Genomic DNA, 14316 nt, shown 5'->3' on the forward strand with positions numbered 1-14316 from the left:
GATTCGGGTCGATCAGAAGATCTGGGTAAACAGCCAATACAGGCTGCCCGACAGCAGAATCGCCGCCGGCAACGTCAGCACCCACGCCATCAGCAGATTGCGGATGGTCTTCATCTGCAGGCCGCCACCGTTGGCGACCATGGTCCCGGCCACGCCCGAAGACAACACATGAGTGGTCGACACCGGCAGGCCGAACATGTCGGCGGCGCCGATGGTCAGCATCGCCACGGTTTCCGCCGATGCGCCCTGGGCGTAGGTCAGGTGGGTCTTGCCGATCTTCTCGCCGACCGTGACCACGATCCGCTTCCAGCCGACCATGGTGCCCAGCCCCAACGCAATCGCCACGGCGATCTTCACCCACAGCGGAATGAACCGCGTGGCGTTGTCGATCTGTTGCTTGAACAATTGCAGTTTGCCGGTGGTGTCGGCGTCGAAGGTGCCGACCTTGTTCTTGTCCATCAGGCGAATGGTTTCGCTGGCCAGGTACATGTCGTTACGCACGTTGCCCATGGCTTCGGCCGGGACTTTTGACAGCGAACCGTAGCCTTTCACCTCTTCACCGATGTGCCCGGTCAGCGCGGCGAGGGCCGGGATCAGTTGTGGCGTGGCTTCCTTGCTGCGTACGTAATCCGAAAGCACCGGACGCGGATCGGCCGGGGCCGGCAGCGGGGCGCTTTTCACCAGCGCCTGCTGGGTGACTTCGGCCACCGCCGCGAACTGCAACGTTTGATCGGCAGGCATGGTGCGGTTCAGGGCGTAAGCCATCGGCAAGGTGCCGACCAGAATCAGCATGATCAGACCCATGCCTTTCTGGCCGTCGTTGGAACCGTGGGCGAAGGACACGCCGGTGCAGGTGGCGATCAGCAGACCACGAATCCACCATGGCGGCGGGGTGTTGCCTTCCGGTGCCTTGTACAGCGAACGGTTCTTCACGAACGCACGCAACGCCAGCAGCAACAGCGCCGCGCAACCGAAACCCACCAGCGGCGACAACAGCAGCGCGTAACCGATCTTGGTGGCCTGGGCCCAGTCCACACCGCTGGTGCCGTCACGGCCGTGCATCAGGGCATTGGCCACGCCGACGCCGATGATCGAACCGATCAGCGTGTGCGACGACGAGGCCGGCAAGCCCAGCCACCAGGTGCCGAGGTTCCACAGGATCGCGGCGATCAGCAGGGCGAAGATCATCGCGAAACCGGCGGACGAGCCGACCTGCAGAATCAGCTCCACTGGTAGCAGCGCGATGATGCCGAACGCCACCGCGCCGCTCGAAAGCAACACGCCGAGGAAGTTGAAGAAACCCGACCAGACCACGGCGACATTCGGCGGCAGCGAGTGGGTGTAGATCACCGTGGCCACGGCGTTGGCGGTGTCGTGGAAACCGTTGACGAACTCGAAGCCCAGCGCAATCAGCAGCGCCACGCCGAGCAGCAGGAACGGCGTCCAGGTGGTGACCACCGTGCCGAGTTCGTGCATGTCGTGCATCAGGCTGTAGGCGGTGAACAGCATCCCCATGGCCAGCACGGCGAAGAACACCACGTAAGTGAAGAGGCCGGTTTTTTTGTCGAGCGCCGGCCTGCCGCTGGAAGCGGGGGCCGGGCTGGCGGTCAGGGAGGGAGTAGCCATGGGAGGACAATCCTGAGCGAGGGAAGGAGTGTCGCCCATGATCGTTGCTAAATATTACAGAGAGACTGCGGCAGATCAGTGTTCGGTGGATTAGCTGCGCCGCCGGTCCTAATAATCCCCGCGCTTGCGAAACGCCCAGCGCCCGGCAATCACGGTGAACGTGGCCACCAGCGCCACCAGAATCCAGAACCCTTCCGGATCGGTGGCCAGCGGCACGCCGCCGACGTTCATGCCAAAGAAACCGGCAATGATGTTGATCGGCAGCGCCAGCACCGTGACCACGGTCAGGGTGAACAGCGTGCGGTTGCTCTGCTCGTTGAGGTTGGCGGCGATCTCTTCCTGCAACAGCTTGATCCGCTCGCCGAGGGCCGTGAGGTCGTTGATGATTAGCGCGAACTCCTCGGTGGACTTGCGCAGCTCCTTGACGTCTTCCTTTTGCAGCCACGATGGCGGTCGGTTGAGCAGGCGCAGCAGCGAACCCGGCTCCAACGCCAGCAGCCGTTGCAGACGCACCAGCACCCGACGGTTGGCGCCGAGTTCGGCGCGGTTGGTCGAGAGCCGCGAGGAGAGCAGTTCGTCCTCGACCTGATCGACGCTCATGCTGGTCTTGCGCACGATCTGCGTCAGCACTTCGCCCTGGTCGCGCAGCAAGTGCACGAGCAGTTCCGACGGCGAGCGAAAGCACTCGCCGGCCTTCACCGATGAACGCAACTTGTCCACCGAGTGCAACGGTTGCAGACGCGCACTGACGATCAGTTTGCTGCGCACGCAGACCCACAGCGTCGACACGTCCGACGACACCATGCTGCTGAGGTTGAACACCACGTCGTTGACCACCGCCAGCAACGCCGAATCGACATGCTCGATGCGGGTCGAACGCGAACCTTCATGCAGCGCCTCGAAAAACTCCTGGGGCAATTGCAGATGACTTTTCATCCAGCGCTCGCACGCGGCGTGGGCCAGGTTCAGGTGCAGCCAGAGGAATTCGTCGCTGTCGCTGTCGTCCTGCAGACAGCGCAGGGCGGTCGCCGAATCCACTTCGCGCCCGCGCTCGCCCGGGCGAAAACGGAAGCCGTAAAGCAGGCCAAACAGATCAGGATCGCGATGGCTGATATCGAGGCTGTGGTTCATGAAGTCTCGCTGCAAGAAAGGCGTCTGTTGCGGGATTTGCAGATTCACCTGAGCCGCATCATTGCAATGCAATGTGACGTTTTGGTGACGGTGAAATGACGTCAAAATCAATGCCTTACCGGCGGTCGGAATTTTCTCAAGAAGTGCTCTGGCACGCCGATCACGCATGAGTTAGGTTGCGCGCCTTCGGCCAAGAGCCAAGGTTCGCCGACACGGATGTCCGGCCACAATTCACGTCTTACCGGACGTGCCTCATCCCTGTCATGAGTACCTGCGATGCTGCAAAAATCCCTGAGAGCGCAAATTCTCGCCCTGCTGAGCGGCAGCCTGTTGGCGATGCTGTTGATCGCGCTGGCCTGCTTTCATTTCCTGTCCAACGGCGTGCAAAGCTACAGCCAGTTGATCGCCGGTCCCTTGCACACCTCGCAACTGATCGACGAAGCCAACCTGCAATTCAAGGTGCAGGTGCAGGAGTGGAAAAACGTTCTGCTGCGCGGCAAGCAACCGGCGGACCTGGCCAAATACTGGGGCCAGTTCGAAGACCGTCAGCGCGATGTGCAGAACATCCTCGGTGAACTGGCCAACCAGAAAGGCCTCGAGCCTTCGCTGAAAACCCGCATCGAACGTCTGCGTGAAGAACATCGCCTGCTTGGCGCCGCGTACCAGAAAGGTCGCGATGCCTACGTAGCCGCCGGTGCCGATCCGACCGCTGGCGACGTGGCGGTCAAAGGCGTTGACCGCGCCGCCAGCGACCAGATGAGCGAGCTGGTGGCCGAGCTGCGCAAGCAGGGCACCGAACAGTCGGCACTGATCAGCGCCAGCGCTGATCGCACCGTGATGCTGGGGATTCTGGTGATGCTCGCGTCCGGTCTGTTGATTGGTCTGCTGAGCCTGTGGCTGGTCAACCGCAACCTGGTCGAGCCGATCCGCAAACTCATCGACTACGTCACCCAGTTGAGCAAGGGGCGGCTGGTCGAGCGTGTGGCCAGCGACCGTCAGGACGAACTGGGCAATCTGGCTGCTGCGGCCAACACCCTGCGCGATTTCCTCGCCGAAACCTTCAACCATCTGCAGCGCAGCGCCAAGGATCTGGACAGCGCGAGCGGCGAGTTGAACGCCATCGCCACCGTGATGGCCGGCGGCACCAACGAGCAGTTCAACCGCACCGATCAGGTGGCCACGGCGATGAACGAAATGTCCGCCACTGCCCAGGAAGTCGCCCGTCATGCGGCCGATGCGGCGCGTGCTGCCGACGATGCCGACCAGTCCGCCCAGCAGGGTGAGAAGGTCATGCAGAGCACCATCCACAGCATCACCCAGATGCGCGGTGAAATTGCCAACACCGCCACGGTGATCCGTCGTCTGGAAGCCGATAGCGGGCGCATCGGCAAGGTGCTGGAAGTGATTCGCGGCATCGCCGAGCAGACCAACCTGCTGGCGCTCAACGCCGCCATCGAAGCGGCTCGTGCCGGTGAAGCGGGGCGTGGTTTTGCGGTGGTGGCCGACGAAGTGCGCAACCTCGCGCAGCGCACGGCGGAGTCGATCATCGAGATCAACCAGATCATCCAGAGCGTGCAGACCGGCGCGGTGGATGCGGCCCACGCCATCGACAGCGGCCAGACCCGCAGCGACGAAAGCGTCGAGCAAGTGACCCAGGCCGGCGCCATGCTCGAGCGCATCACCCATGCGGTGGAAGCGATCCGCGACATGAACCGTCAGATCGCCACGGCGGCCGAAGAGCAGACTTCGGTGGCCGAAGACATCTCGCGCAACCTGACCGAGATCACTTCGATCGCCAGCACCAACCTCGACAACGTGCAGCGCACTGAAAGCGCCAGCCAGAACCTGCACGGCCTGTCCGGGCAACTCAACGACGTCACCGCTCGCCTGAGCGTCTGACCCGCCAGCGACTGTGTACCGGCCCGGTTACCGAGTCGGTACACAGTCGATCTCAAATTCATGTGTGCATCGCCGATGGCCGGTTATCTATAACCGTCATTGGAGATTTTCCATGGTCAGCATCACGTCTGTTTCGATCAATCAAACCGTCACCACACCTACCAGCAAAACATCGATTGCCGACACGGGCGACGACACCTCGACCACAGCGGCGGCCAGCACCGGGGTGAAAGCTGACACCAGCAAAGTTGCGGCGGGCGGTGGTGCGACGCCGTCGGGTGACAGCAGCTCCAGCAATGATGAATCGGATACCGTGAAAGAACTGCGCAAGCAGATCGCCGAACTGCAAAAGCAATTGCAGGAACAGCAACAGGCGCTGCAAGCGGCTCAGGCCAAGCAGGAAAGTCAGGATGCCAAGGCTGCGGATGTTGCGGCTGCGCAATCGCAGATCGCGACGACGTCGGCTTCGTTGCAGACGGCTACGGCGGCGTTGTTGGCGGCGTTGCAGGAGTCTGACAGCGGTACTTCCGGTTCGCTGGTCAGCACCACCGCTTAAGCTCACCGTAAAGCAATGTGGGAGCGAGCTTGCTCGCGATGGCGTTCGTCAGACAACTCAATGTTGACTGGTGCACCGCTATCGCGAGCAAGCTCGCTCCCACAGGGTAGTGCCGGGGTTATCAGTGATCCTGCTTGTTGCTCAGAACCTTGCCGGTGGCCGCGTCCAGATCAACGTCCCATTCCTTGCCATCGGCAGTACGCAACTCGACTTCGTACTCATAGCCGTTGAAATGGTTGTCCAGGTCGGTGTCGACGATGGTCGCGCCCGGGTGCAGGGCCAGGGCAATCTTGTTCAGCTCTTCCAGTGGCTTGATCTTGCCGGATTTGACCAGCTCAGGGATCTGATCGACACGAACGTCAGCCTGGGCCAGGCCAGCGGTGAGGGTCAGGGCAGCAGCGGTAAACAAGGCAGTCAGGGTTTTCATCGGTTATTCCTTTGGGTGATTCGTTCAAGTGAGTTCAGGTTAGTCACCACAACTTAATTCACCCTTAAAAAGCGCCGCAGGTGTTTGCGTCGTTTGTTCAATCGCCGTTCGCGGGCAACTTTCATGCTCGGCCTTCGATTGAGGGAGGTGGACATGAAACGCATTTTTTCGTGGTGGTACGCGCCGTTGTTCTGGCTTGGATTCATTGGAGGCGGAATAGGGTTGGCGGGGCATTCGCTGCTGTGGTTGATGCCGCTGTTTGTTGTGGCATTGGCGGTGTCGTTCGCCGCCGAATGGGTGCTGCCGTATGAAGTGAACTGGAATCGCCCGGCCGGTGATCGTCGCCGCGACATGCTGCACGCGCTGGTCAACGAAGCGCTGAACGCCATCGGCCTGTTGGCATTGCCGGGGCTGGTGACGCTGCTGGCGATTGACGGTGCTTGGCCGTCGAACTGGCCACTGTGGCTGCAAGTCGGTCTGGCGATTTTCATTGCTGATGCGGGCGTGAGCCTGATGCATTACGCCAGCCACCGGGTGCCGTGGATGTGGCGGTTGCACGCGATTCATCACAGCGTCGAGCGGCTCTACGGGTTCAACGGTTTGATGAAACATCCACTGCATCAATTGCTGGAAGCGACGGCGGGGTTGTTGCCGTTGCTGGTGTTGGGCATTCCGTCCGAAGTGGCGGTGTTGCTGGCGTTCGCCATTGCTATCCAGCTGTTGCTGCAGCATTCGAATGTGGACATGCGTGTCGGCCCGTTGCGCTGGATCTTTGCCTGGGCGCCGCTGCATCGCTTTCATCACATGAAGTACGGGCGCGCCGGTGACGTCAATTTCGGACTGTTCTTTACTTTGTGGGACTGGCTGCTGGGGACCGGTTTTTACACGGCGCAATACCGGATCGGCGAGGGCGACCTGGGTATCGGCAGTCGTCCGGATTTTCCGCGTGACTACATGGCGCAATTGCTCGATCCGTTCGAACCGGCAACGCTAGGCAAGGAACCGAAAGTGCCGGACGGCTTGCGACGTTGAGTCAGTCCAGCAGGCGCAATTCGATGTGCTGCAACGCCTGGCGGGCGGTGACGCCGAAGAGTTTTTTCAGGCTGCGGGAGAAGTGAGCGGAGTCGGCAAACCCGGCGGCGTGGGCGGCGTCGGTCACCGGGCTGCCGGCGATTATTGAAGCCATCGCCAGTCGCAATCGTCGCCACAAGACGAGTCGCCGCACCGGCAAACCGACCTGACTGACGAACAACCGCTGCAACTGACTCATGGACACGTGCGCAGCATCGGCCACGGCACTGGCGGCGACTTTGCTCGAGAGTGAGGCATCGACAGTGGCGAGAGCCCGTTCGATTCGCGGGTCATTCAGCGGGCGTCGCGGGCATTGGTTGATGGCATGATCCAGTGCCGATAACGACAGCTCATTGTCGAACAGCGCATCGCGCAACACTTGGGCGTCAAACCGCAACGGTTCGGCATACACGGTGAACACGGGATCCGTCGCCTCGACAATCGCATGGCGAGTCTGTGAGGCAATCAGCAGGCGGGAAGCGGTGACGGTTTCGCCCTCGACCAGCACTGTCACTGGCCGGTCAGGCGCAAGAATCAGTTGATGCGCATAGTGGGAGTGGGGCGCAGTGCGCCCCGACATCCCGTGGATCAGGCCATGGTCGTGCCCCAGCCAGAGGCGGCCTGTCCACGGGGTGTCCGGTTGCATCAGAAACCGTTGTTCTTCAACACCTGATCCACACTGGCGGCGGCCGGGCGTTTGTAGAACTTCAGCAGTTCGCTGGCGCGGTTGGTGAAGATACCGTCGACGCCGGCAGCCATGACTTTCTCGTAGTCCACCGGCTCATCGACGGTGTAGACGTGCACCAGCATGCCCTTGTCATGGGTGTACTTGTTCATCCAAGGCTGCACGAGGTCCGAATAGCTTTGATCGCCGCCGTGGGTCAGCTTGGCCGAAGGACCGGTGCCGATGGCGCCCTGAGCCTTGGCGTAGTCGATCCATTGCTTGAATTCAGCTTCGGATTTCGGCTCTTGCTTGCCATAGAAAACGTTCTTGTCCTTCTCGCCGGACTCGGCAAAGGTCACTTTGGATTTCGGCTCGATGCTGCCTTCGCCGACCCACAGCAACAGGATCTTCGGCACCTGCGGCATTTCCTTTTGCAGCAGTTCGAGGCTGTTTTTCTCGAAGGTCTGCAGGATCACCTTGCCGTTGCTTTCGCCGACGCTGGCGACTTTTTTCGCCGGTTTGGCGCCGGCCGGGATCAGCAGGCCGCGAGCCTGGAGTTTTTCCTTCAGGTCATGCTCGATGCCGGGGAACAGTTGTGGTTCCTTGGTCTCGATGTACAGGCCCGGCTTGTGCTGCGGGTTGGCCTGGGCGATGTCGATGATTTCGTCCAGGGTCAGAATCTGCAGGCCGACGTAGGAAGGACGCGCGCGATCCGGGTAGGCTTTGTTGTACCAGCTGCCGGCATCGAGGGTTTTCAGTTCGGCCATGGTGAAGGCGTTGGCCGGGCTGTCCTTGCGATCCGGGAACTTGGTGGCGACGTCGGTGGTGCGTTGCAGATTGTTGTCGTGCAGGGCGAACAGCACGCCGTCCTTGCTGCGCTGCAGGTCCATTTCCAGATAGTCGGCGCCGAGGTCCCGGGCCAGTTTGTAGGAGGCTGCGGTGGATTCCGGTGCGTCGAAGGAGGCGCCACGGTGGGCGATCACCGCCGGGTGCGGAATGCCCTCGGAGGCAGCGAGTGCAACAGGGCTTGGCTGGGCGGCGGCATGGGCCTGGCCGAGGCCGAGCATCAGGCTCAGCAGCAGAGCGCTTTTGGTAAACGTGGCGGGCATGTCGAGGTCCTTTCGCAGGTATTTTCGAAGATGTCCCTTTTAGCAACTCAAACGAAAACGTGCTATCGCAAGACCGACATAAACGTACTGAAAGCGAAAATTTCCGCACTTTTGTGCGTTTGTTTGCAGTACGCTTGGCCACGGCAACCACCCCGGCAGAGGGTGTGCCTCAATGCCCTGCGTGTGAACCTTCGATCACTCTTGTGAGGTTTACCATGCGCATCACATCCCAACTCATCTGCCAGGCGGCCGACGACCTCAAGGGCTTTGTCGGCCTCAACCGCAAAACCGGCCAGTACATCGTGCGTTTCAGCGAAGATTCGTTCGGCATGGACGTGGCCGATGACGGCATCATTCCCGCCAGCGAATTCGTCTGGGCCCCCGCGACGGAACAGACCATGACGTTGAAGCGCGAGTTGATCCAGTTGCTGCTCGATCAGCACATCGACGACCGGATCAACATCACCGAGCCGTTGCGCGTTTACATGAGCAAGCGCGAAGTGCCGGAGATTGAGGCGGTGCGCAGTCTGGTGAAGGACTGAGGTTCTTCGGTGATCCATTTGCCGCCATCGCGAGCAAGCTCGCTCCCACAAGTACGGCGTGATCTTGATAACAGCGCACTACCTTGTGGGAGCGGGCTTGGTCCGGGCGGCGATCCGACGAAGGGGCCAGTGATGACACCGCATTACTCACTTGCCGAACCGATACTCCCGCTCCACCCGACACACCCGCGTATGAAACGCCGAATACCACTCGGCCCGCCCACGCGCCTGAATCACCCGGTGCTCCGGATGCTCGCGCCAGGCCAGAATCGCCGCCTCGCTCTCCCAGTACGAAATCGTGATCCCCACCCCGTCCGCGCCCCGGATCGAATCGATGCCGAGAAACCCCGGTTGCCCGGCCACCAATTGCATCATGCGCTCGGACGCCTCGGCGTAGCCGTTGTCGCCTTCGGTGCGGGTCGAAGTGAATATCACCGCGAAACACTCAGTGTCCGGTTTCATCGAGGTTGCTCCGCGCATGCTTCGACAAACGCCCGCACCAGCGGTGGCAGTTGCCCTTTGAGCGCTGCACGTTCCGGCTGGAACAATGTCGCGACAAAGAACACATGGTTTTTCAGTTCGATGGCGCGCAGATCGCCTGCCGAATCGTGGCCCACGGCGTGCAGGTCATGGGTCAGCAACTCCCGTTCGAACTGCGGATTCACACCAAAACGGCAGCGATAACCTTCACGAATCTCGGAGGTTTCGTACGCCTTGGCGATCAACGAACCGGGCACCAGATGGATGCTGTCTACCGCTTCCACCAGCGAGCAGGTCAGTGGCGAGAGCACGGCGCGGGTGGAGTCGGGCGATGTTTCACCATGCTCGGCATCGGCCCAGCCCAATACGTTGCGGGAAAACTCCAGCACTGCATGTTGAAAACCGCCGCAGGTGCCGAGGAACGGTCGCTGCTGTTCGCGGGCAAAACGGATGGCCCGCAGCGCGCCTGCTTCACTTTTGTAAGGACTGGCCGGGACGCACCAGAAACCGTCGAAACCTTCGAGCGGTGTATCGAGGTGAATCCGGTTGGTGGCCAGCCATTCGAAATCGACGGGTCGGCGAATGTGTTCCGCCGCCAGGCCGAGGGCGACGGGGATGGCTTGGTGGGCGGTAACTTGTGGATCGTAGTCACCGATCAGGGCGATGCGCAGGGCTCTGGATTCCATGAGTGCTCGCAGTGCTTGTTGAGGGATGACGCTCACTATAGATTGGCGTTCACGCACTCAATATGGGCGTTTCCCCAAGTGATTAATGCAGTGACGCATTATCGACTCGACTTCCCGGATCTGGCGCTGATTCTTGCCCTGGTGCGTGGCGGCTCTCTGGCCCGGGCCTCACAGTTGTTGAAGGTCGATGTGTCGACGGTGTTTCGCGCCGTGCGCCGACTGGAAGCCGCACTCGGTCAGCAACTGTTCGAAAAAAGCCGCGCCGGTTACCTGCCCACCAGCCTTGCGCAGACCTTGGCCGAGCAGGCCGAACGCGCCGAGCAGGCACTGGAAGCGGCGCGCATCGGCGTGGAGCAGGGCGGCGCAGTGGTCAGCGGCACGGTGCGTCTGACCTGTACCGATTCGGTGCTGCAAGGTCTGCTGCTGCCGGCGCTGGCGCAGTTCATGCCGAACTATCCGGCGCTGACCATCGAGCTGAGCACCTCCAACGATTTCGCCAACCTCAGCCGCCGCGATGCCGACATTGCCCTGCGCCTGACTCGCACACCACCGGAGCATCTGGTCGGACGAGAACTGGCGAAGATTTCCTACCGGGTCTGTGCCAGTGAGCGTTATCTGCAAAGCATCGATGCATCCGATCTGACTGCCATGACCTGGATCGCTCCGGACGATTTCCTGCCCGATCATCCGACCGTGGTCTGGCGCCGCCAACACTTGCCCGGCGTGACATCGGGCTATCGCTGCAACAGCATGCTGTCGGTGACGGAACTGGTGCGTGCCGGGTTAGGCGTCGCGGCGTTGCCGGACTTTCTGATCACCGAAGGTCTGCAAGCCTTGAGCGAACCGCTGCACAGTTACGACACCGCGCTCTGGCTGCTGACCCGCCCGGACTGCCGCGCGTTGCGCTCGGTAGTCACGTTGTTCGATGAACTCGGGCGGGCGCTGCGTTTGCCGTGATCAGGCCTGCGGGTTCTGGCGCATGTGATCGTGCAACTCGCGGGTCAGGCCTTCGATGCGTTCGGTGAGGTTCTTGGTCATTTCGGTGAGCCGGGTGTTCTGCTCCAGCAGCTCCAGCAATTGCGCGGTGTTCTTCGCGGCCTGGACCTGACGCTCGGAATTGGCGACGGCCAGGGCTTCCCGGTGCTGGGCGTCGGCGTCAGATTGCGCCTTGTCCCGCGCGGCCTGACGGGTCTGGGCCAGCAAGATCAGCGGTGCGGCATAGGCCGATTGCAGGCTGAACGCCAGGTTCAACAGGATGAACGGATAGACGTCGAAGGTCGTGACGCCAAACATGTTCAGGCACACCCACAGCACCACAATCAGGGTTTGCGCGCCAAGAAAGGTCGGCGTACCGAAGAACCGCGCAAACGCCTCGGCCCGCAGGGCGAACTTGTCGTTGCCGAAGGTTGTGTTGAGGTGGGCGTGGGGGCGGTGGAAGCGCAGGTGATCGACAGGTGCGGCGGGGGATTCGTTTTTTTCGGTGGTCATGACGGACTCGGCAGGGCTTGGGACGTTGAATCACTATAGCCCTGCGTTGCCCGTGTCGGCCTATCCCGGCGCTCGCTCGTTGGCAAACATGCTCACCGCGTCCACCGCTTCGCTGGCGCCATCGCGAATCTGCAGAATCACCGTCCCCGCCTGATCCGCCAGCTCGACGCCTTGGGCCGCACGGCCACGGGTGCCGTCCATGCTCTTGATCGCCTGACGGGTTTCGCTCTGGATCAGGCCGATCATGTTGGAAATCTCTGCCGTCGAACCGCTGGTGCGTGCCGCCAGTTGCCGTACTTCGTCGGCCACCACCGCAAAACCGCGACCTTGCTCACCGGCCCGCGCCGCCTCGATTGCCGCGTTGAGCGCCAGCAGGTTGGTCTGGTCGGCAATCGCACGGATGGTGTTGACGATGGCGGTGATCTGCTCGGAGCGCTCGCCGAGCTGGGCGATCAGGGTCGACGACTCGGCAATGTCATCGGCGATTTCGCGCATCTCGCTGGCCGCTTGCTGGATGACTTGCGTGCCTTGCTCGGCGACTTTTCGGGTGGCGACCGAGATGTGATAAGCGGCGCTGGCACTGCGGGCATCCTGCTCGTGCTGCTCGACCCGGGCGGTGACGTCCGAGGCGAATTTCACCACTTTGCACAGACGCCCGGCGGCGTCGTACACCGGGTTGTAATTGGCTTCCAGCCAGACAGTTCGCCCGTGTTTATCGATGCGCTCGAACTGCCCGTGGAAAAACTCGCCCTGATTGAGCCGGCGCCAGAAGTCCTGGTAGGCGCTGCTGTTGACCAGATGTGCGGGGCAGAACAAGCGGTGATGTTTGCCCTTGAGTTCGGCCTGGGTGTAGCCCATGCGCGTCAGAAAATTCTGATTGGCCGTAAGAATGTTGCCGTCGAGGTCGAACTCGATCACCGCCATGGCCCGGTCGATGGCCTGCAATTTGGCGTTGGCTTCGCTTTCCTGCTGTACCTTGGCGGTGACGTCCATGGCGTACTTGACCACTTTCACCACCCGGCCCGACGCATCCTTGATCGGGTTGTAACTGGCTTCAAGCCAGATCGGCCGGCCCTGGCTGTCGATGCGCTCGAAAGTACCGGACTGGAACTGACCGTTTTTCAACTTCGACCAAAGCTCGGTGTACTGGCTGCTGCGAGCAAATTCGGGTGGGCAGAACTGGCGGTGGGACTGACCAATCACCTGTTCGGCCTTGTAGCCCGTGGTCTTCAGGAAGTTGTCGTTGGCGCGCAGGACCACGGCGTCGAGATTGAACTCGATCACCGCCATGGAGCGGTCAATGGCTTCGAGCAAACCGGATTGCTCGGTGATGGTGTGTTGCAGGTCAGCGATGACGGATTGATGGCGATTGAAGAACATACGGGGTGCGCTCCGGAAATAGGGCTGAGGTGTTGTCCCTGTTCCTGCGCTGGCCGGCCGAACGAGCTGACGACATTGGGCAATGACCACTAAAGTGCCAGCATCCAGGCTGGCGACTCGATCTTATACAAACTTATTAAACTTGTACAAGAAAGTGCGGTGTCACTTTGTTGTACAAATCCTGTCAGGCATTGGAGCGGCTCAGCGCGACGCTGATTGTGTTGCGGCCCGTATGTTTGGCGGTGTACAGCGCCTTGTCGGCATCATCCAGCCAATGCAGCGCATCCGGGTAGGTCGGGTGAAAACGTGCCAGCCCGATACTCAGGCTGACCCGTAATTCTGCTACATCCGGATGACGATATTGGTGCAGGGACTGGCGCAGTTGCTCCATCAGCGCTTCGGCCCTGCTCAGTGGCAGGTTGGGCAGGATCACGCAGAATTCGTCGCCGCCGTAACGGCCTGCCAGCTCGCTTTCAGTCAGCAAGGATTTGAGTTCGCGACTGAGTTGCTGGAGCACCGCATCGCCGACGATATGTCCGTAGCTGTCGTTGATTACCTTGAAGTGATCGACGTCGATCAGCGCGAGGGTGGCCTGGCTGTTGTGATCGCGGCACTGCTGGAACTTGAGGTGCAGCAGGTCTTTCCAGGCACCGTGGTTGAGCAGACCGGTCAGGCTGTCGGTGCGGCTCAGGGCACTCAAGGTGCGTTTGTGTTCGGCGAGTTTGATCGCCAGCCGATAGCAGACCATGCCCAGCGCCAGCGGATAAAGAGTGAGCATCGGCAGGCACGCCCAGACCTGGGTCTGCGTCGCCATCAGGGTGAACTTGACCCCGAACAGCGACCAGCCCAGCAGCACGCCGATCACCTGGGCGAGGGCGCCGAGCAGGAACAGACGTCGGCCGCCGGCGGCGACGTTGTTCATGGTCATCATCGACAGAATGGTCACGGTGACCAGTGGATTGAACTGGAAACACGCGGTCCAGAAGCCGCCGAACACCGAGTCATAGAGCAGATTGCGGCGCTCGGCGCGGTAGGGGAAAGCCGAGCGGGTCGACCATTGATAGGCGACATGGGGCCAGAGAAACCCGTTGAACAGCAGCAGCGCCCAGAGCCACGCCGGCACATTCAATGGATACAGCGCGGCGCCGACGCTGAAGAAACCGATCCCCAATCCAATGGCACGAGGCAAATAGATACGTCTGGCGAATGACAAGCCTTTGCCGCGTTGGTTTTCCATGATGTTCTTCGCCAGATTCA

Annotated in this window: 15 protein-coding genes; 5 read left to right on the forward strand and 10 right to left on the reverse strand. The window is 61.2% G+C overall.

The window, feature by feature from the left end; genetic code table 11:
- Positions 1–12: 12 nt before the first annotated feature.
- Both CAG02_RS14650 and CAG02_RS14655 read right to left on the reverse strand, forming a co-directional pair.
- Positions 13–1626 carry an inorganic phosphate transporter gene (locus CAG02_RS14650; protein WP_085709693.1) on the reverse strand — a complete coding sequence of 538 codons (1614 nt, stop codon included), beginning with the start codon at positions 1624–1626 and terminating at the stop codon, positions 13–15.
- 108 nt (positions 1627–1734) lie between these two features.
- Entirely contained in the window at positions 1735–2757 is a 1023-nt protein-coding gene (locus CAG02_RS14655; RefSeq protein WP_085709746.1) for a transporter, read from the reverse strand.
- Positions 2758–3033: 276 nt separating this feature from the next.
- Here CAG02_RS14655 and CAG02_RS14660 point away from each other — a divergent pair, with 276 nt between their 5' ends.
- Together CAG02_RS14660 and CAG02_RS14665 are read left to right on the forward strand one after the other, a co-directional pair.
- Positions 3034–4656: a methyl-accepting chemotaxis protein gene (locus CAG02_RS14660; protein ID WP_085709694.1), complete on the forward strand. Its 1623-nt coding sequence runs from the start codon at positions 3034–3036 to the stop codon at positions 4654–4656.
- Between the two features lie 112 nt (positions 4657–4768).
- Positions 4769–5212 (forward strand): hypothetical protein, encoded by a 444-nt coding sequence (locus tag CAG02_RS14665; RefSeq protein ID WP_085709695.1) that lies wholly within the window; start codon positions 4769–4771, stop codon positions 5210–5212.
- Between the two features lie 121 nt (positions 5213–5333).
- Here CAG02_RS14665 and CAG02_RS14670 read toward each other — a convergent pair whose 3' ends face one another.
- The gene (locus tag CAG02_RS14670) at positions 5334–5639 is read right to left on the reverse strand and encodes a PepSY domain-containing protein (protein WP_065259299.1); all 306 of its coding nucleotides are present in this window, start codon (positions 5637–5639) and stop codon (positions 5334–5336) included.
- A 153-nt stretch (positions 5640–5792) separates the two neighbouring features.
- On the opposite strand from CAG02_RS14670, the gene CAG02_RS14675 reads away from it, so the two are divergent.
- Positions 5793–6671, forward strand: a complete 879-nt coding sequence (locus tag CAG02_RS14675; protein ID WP_085709696.1) for a sterol desaturase family protein — start codon at positions 5793–5795, stop codon at positions 6669–6671.
- Between the two features lies 1 nt (position 6672).
- On the opposite strand, the gene CAG02_RS14680 is transcribed toward CAG02_RS14675, so the two are convergent.
- Complete coding sequence (locus CAG02_RS14680) at positions 6673–7356, reverse strand: helix-turn-helix domain-containing protein (protein WP_085709697.1); 684 nt, start codon at positions 7354–7356, stop codon at positions 6673–6675.
- Entirely contained in the window at positions 7356–8483 is a 1128-nt protein-coding gene (locus CAG02_RS14685; RefSeq protein WP_085709698.1) for a glycerophosphodiester phosphodiesterase, read from the reverse strand. The genes CAG02_RS14680 and CAG02_RS14685 overlap by 1 nt, the downstream gene beginning before the upstream one ends.
- A 215-nt stretch (positions 8484–8698) precedes the next feature.
- Here CAG02_RS14685 and CAG02_RS14690 point away from each other — a divergent pair, with 215 nt between their 5' ends.
- Positions 8699–9025: a DUF2025 family protein gene (locus tag CAG02_RS14690; RefSeq protein WP_085709699.1), complete on the forward strand. Its 327-nt coding sequence runs from the start codon at positions 8699–8701 to the stop codon at positions 9023–9025.
- Between the two features lie 147 nt (positions 9026–9172).
- On the opposite strand, the gene CAG02_RS14695 is transcribed toward CAG02_RS14690, so the two are convergent.
- Together CAG02_RS14695 and CAG02_RS14700 are read right to left on the reverse strand one after the other, a co-directional pair.
- Positions 9173–9487: an antibiotic biosynthesis monooxygenase gene (locus tag CAG02_RS14695; RefSeq protein ID WP_085709700.1), complete on the reverse strand. Its 315-nt coding sequence runs from the start codon at positions 9485–9487 to the stop codon at positions 9173–9175.
- Positions 9484–10191 (reverse strand): CTP synthase, encoded by a 708-nt coding sequence (locus CAG02_RS14700; protein WP_085709701.1) that lies wholly within the window; start codon positions 10189–10191, stop codon positions 9484–9486. The genes CAG02_RS14695 and CAG02_RS14700 overlap by 4 nt, the downstream gene beginning before the upstream one ends.
- Positions 10192–10206: 15 nt before the next feature.
- Between CAG02_RS14700 and CAG02_RS14705 the strand changes: the two genes are divergently transcribed.
- Positions 10207–11148 carry a LysR family transcriptional regulator gene (locus CAG02_RS14705; RefSeq protein WP_085709702.1) on the forward strand — a complete coding sequence of 314 codons (942 nt, stop codon included), beginning with the start codon at positions 10207–10209 and terminating at the stop codon, positions 11146–11148.
- Here CAG02_RS14705 and CAG02_RS14710 read toward each other — a convergent pair whose 3' ends face one another.
- The 3 genes from CAG02_RS14710 to CAG02_RS14720 all read right to left on the reverse strand — a co-directional run bounded on the left by CAG02_RS14710 (position 11149) and on the right by CAG02_RS14720 (position 14296).
- Positions 11149–11679, reverse strand: coding sequence for a DUF1003 domain-containing protein (locus CAG02_RS14710; protein ID WP_085709703.1), 531 nt, complete (start codon positions 11677–11679; stop codon positions 11149–11151). It lies immediately after the preceding gene.
- 60 nt (positions 11680–11739) lie between these two features.
- Positions 11740–13059 carry a PAS domain-containing methyl-accepting chemotaxis protein gene (locus CAG02_RS14715; RefSeq protein ID WP_085709704.1) on the reverse strand — a complete coding sequence of 440 codons (1320 nt, stop codon included), beginning with the start codon at positions 13057–13059 and terminating at the stop codon, positions 11740–11742.
- Between the two features lie 184 nt (positions 13060–13243).
- Positions 13244–14296, reverse strand: a complete 1053-nt coding sequence (locus tag CAG02_RS14720) for a diguanylate cyclase (RefSeq protein ID WP_085709747.1) — start codon at positions 14294–14296, stop codon at positions 13244–13246.
- Positions 14297–14316: the final 20 nt, after the last annotated feature.

This window comes from Pseudomonas sp. R43(2017) (assembly GCF_002112345.1).
Classification (GTDB): Bacteria; Pseudomonadota; Gammaproteobacteria; order Pseudomonadales; family Pseudomonadaceae; genus Aquipseudomonas; species Aquipseudomonas kribbensis.

Excerpts from the sequence above, each read along its gene's own strand:
- CAG02_RS14650 (WP_085709693.1), bottom strand. The coding sequence starts at position 1,626 with ATGGCTACTCCCTCCCTGACCGCCAGCCCGGCCCCCGCTTCCAGCGGC.
- CAG02_RS14655 (WP_085709746.1), bottom strand. The coding sequence starts at position 2,757 with ATGAACCACAGCCTCGATATCAGCCATCGCGATCCTGATCTGTTTGGC.
- CAG02_RS14660 (WP_085709694.1), top strand. The coding sequence starts at position 3,034 with ATGCTGCAAAAATCCCTGAGAGCGCAAATTCTCGCCCTGCTGAGCGGC.
- CAG02_RS14665 (WP_085709695.1), top strand. The coding sequence starts at position 4,769 with ATGGTCAGCATCACGTCTGTTTCGATCAATCAAACCGTCACCACACCT.
- CAG02_RS14670 (WP_065259299.1), bottom strand. The coding sequence starts at position 5,639 with ATGAAAACCCTGACTGCCTTGTTTACCGCTGCTGCCCTGACCCTCACC.
- CAG02_RS14675 (WP_085709696.1), top strand. The coding sequence starts at position 5,793 with ATGAAACGCATTTTTTCGTGGTGGTACGCGCCGTTGTTCTGGCTTGGA.
- CAG02_RS14680 (WP_085709697.1), bottom strand. The coding sequence starts at position 7,356 with ATGCAACCGGACACCCCGTGGACAGGCCGCCTCTGGCTGGGGCACGAC.
- CAG02_RS14685 (WP_085709698.1), bottom strand. The coding sequence starts at position 8,483 with ATGCCCGCCACGTTTACCAAAAGCGCTCTGCTGCTGAGCCTGATGCTC.
- CAG02_RS14690 (WP_085709699.1), top strand. The coding sequence starts at position 8,699 with ATGCGCATCACATCCCAACTCATCTGCCAGGCGGCCGACGACCTCAAG.
- CAG02_RS14695 (WP_085709700.1), bottom strand. The coding sequence starts at position 9,487 with ATGAAACCGGACACTGAGTGTTTCGCGGTGATATTCACTTCGACCCGC.
- CAG02_RS14700 (WP_085709701.1), bottom strand. The coding sequence starts at position 10,191 with ATGGAATCCAGAGCCCTGCGCATCGCCCTGATCGGTGACTACGATCCA.
- CAG02_RS14710 (WP_085709703.1), bottom strand. The coding sequence starts at position 11,679 with ATGACCACCGAAAAAAACGAATCCCCCGCCGCACCTGTCGATCACCTG.
- CAG02_RS14715 (WP_085709704.1), bottom strand. The coding sequence starts at position 13,059 with ATGTTCTTCAATCGCCATCAATCCGTCATCGCTGACCTGCAACACACC.
- CAG02_RS14720 (WP_085709747.1), bottom strand. The coding sequence starts at position 14,296 with ATGGAAAACCAACGCGGCAAAGGCTTGTCATTCGCCAGACGTATCTAT.